At 69.6% G+C, this 1,790-nt stretch carries 1 protein-coding gene; it reads right to left on the reverse strand.

Going from position 1 to position 1,790, the window contains the following annotated elements:
* Positions 1–27: 27 nt before the first annotated feature.
* Positions 28–1,695, reverse strand: coding sequence for an IS1182 family transposase (locus RMT89_RS40085; RefSeq protein ID WP_315888680.1), 1,668 nt, complete (start codon positions 1,693–1,695; stop codon positions 28–30).
* Between the last annotated feature and the right edge of the window lie 95 nt (positions 1,696–1,790).

The raw sequence follows: 1,790 nt of genomic DNA on the forward strand, positions 1-1,790 counted from the left end.
GACGCTGTTGGTTAATCCGGGGCCCTGCTACTTCGCCCCGCCGGTCGTTTGGTCGGCGGGGCGAAGTGCTGCGAAGTGGCTGGTGCGGGTGCGGGCCCGTGGTGTGCCGGTGAGATGGGCGTCGATGCGGGCGAGGTTGAGGGCGGCGCCGGTGAGCTGGTGCTGGAGGCTGGTCTTCGCCAGGCCCTGGTAGCGGGATCTGCGCAGGCCGCAGCGACCAGCGCCCTGGGAGATGGTGCCTTCGACCCCGGCACGAATCTTGTAGCGCTCTTTCCACGTGTCGGTCTGCTGCTCGGCGCGGGCCTGGCGGACGGCCTCGTACTCGTCTCGGTGCCGCAGGTTGAGTTCGCGGCGTTCGGCCCTGGGCGAGGTGACACAGTCGCGCAGGTGGGGGCAGGTGCGGCAGTCGGCGGGGCTGAAGCGGACCCGGATGACGGGCAGACCCTGTTGCGAGTGCCGGTGGTGCCACTGGGTGCTGGTGACGCCGTTCGGGCAGGTCACCTGCTCGTGGTCCCAGTCGATGGTGAAGGCGTCCTGCCCGTAGGGGCCACCGGCCGAAGCGGCGGTGTTGTCCGCCATCGGTCCGTGCAGGCTGACGCCGTGCTCCGCGCGGGCGGCCACGACCTGGGCGGCTGTGGGGTAGCCGGCGTCCACCCAGTGCTCGCCGGGCAGACAGTCCCGGGCGGCGAGCGAGGTGTGGATCTCCTTGCTCATCACGCTGTCGGGGACGGTGGCGACGGTGGTGGCCATGTTGGTGATCAGGTTCGGGGCATCCGGCTCGCAGGTTTCGGTGAGGTGGACCTTGTAGCCGTCCCACAGGGTCTCGCGCTTGACGCTGCCGCGGGCCTCGGTGTCATAGGGGGTGACCAGGCGCAACGCGCCTGGTGGCCGGTCTTTTGGGTCCCTGCGCCTCACCTCGCCCCCGACCAGGTGGAACTGCTGCACCCACACCTGCCGCAGAATCTCCACCTCTTCCAGCGCCCGTAGATCTTCAGGCGCGTGAGGTGCGAAGACGGCCTGAAGCAGCCGCATCCCGTCCGCCCCGATCCGCAGGCCCACCTCGTCACGCTTGGTGCGGGCCTTGGGAAACCGGGAGTCCTCGGCGCGGGTGGCGTAGTGCCGGAACCAATCCGGCTCGGCGACCTTCGTCAGCCAGTCGGGATCAGCCTGGGCCAGCGCGTTGAGCGCCGAGCGCAGTGTCTCGGCGACCATCTCCAACCAGGACAGCTCCCGCGCGGCCGACAGTACATGGGTGGAGTCTGTGCGGGCTCGGCCTGCCGTCTTGAGCAGCCCTTTTTCCCGGGCCGCAGTGAGGATGCCGTCCAGCACCCGCCGCCCGGCATCCGCCTGAACCAGCCGGTCCCGGAACTCCGAGAGCACCGAGAAGTCGAAGCCCGGATCACCAAGGTCCAGCCCGAGGGCGTACTTGAAGTCGATCCGGGCTCTCACCGCCTCCGCGGCCTGCCGGTCGGTCAGCCCCTCGACGAACTGCAACACCAGCACCAGCGCCAGCCGCCCCGGCGACCAGGCAGGCTTCCCCCGCACCGGGAACAGGTCCGCGAACTCCTCGTCGATGAACAGCGGCCCCAGTTCGTCCCTCACCCGGATCGCCAGGCTCCCCTTCGGGAACGCGGCCCGCGCCACCCGCACCGTCTCCGCCGGGATCTCCCACGATCCCTTCGGCTGCATCGACATCCGCACCCACCCCATACGACAACGTCGGCCTTCAAGACCACAACCGGGTCTCGAAGGCCGACGTCACGCAGGGCCCCGGATTAACCAACAGCGTC

It is taken from the genome of Streptomyces sp. P17, from assembly GCF_032436805.1.
In the GTDB taxonomy this organism is placed as follows: domain Bacteria; phylum Actinomycetota; class Actinomycetes; order Streptomycetales; family Streptomycetaceae; genus Streptomyces.

Excerpts from the sequence above, each read along its gene's own strand:
- RMT89_RS40085 (WP_315888680.1), bottom strand. The coding sequence starts at position 1,695 with ATGTCGATGCAGCCGAAGGGATCGTGGGAGATCCCGGCGGAGACGGTG.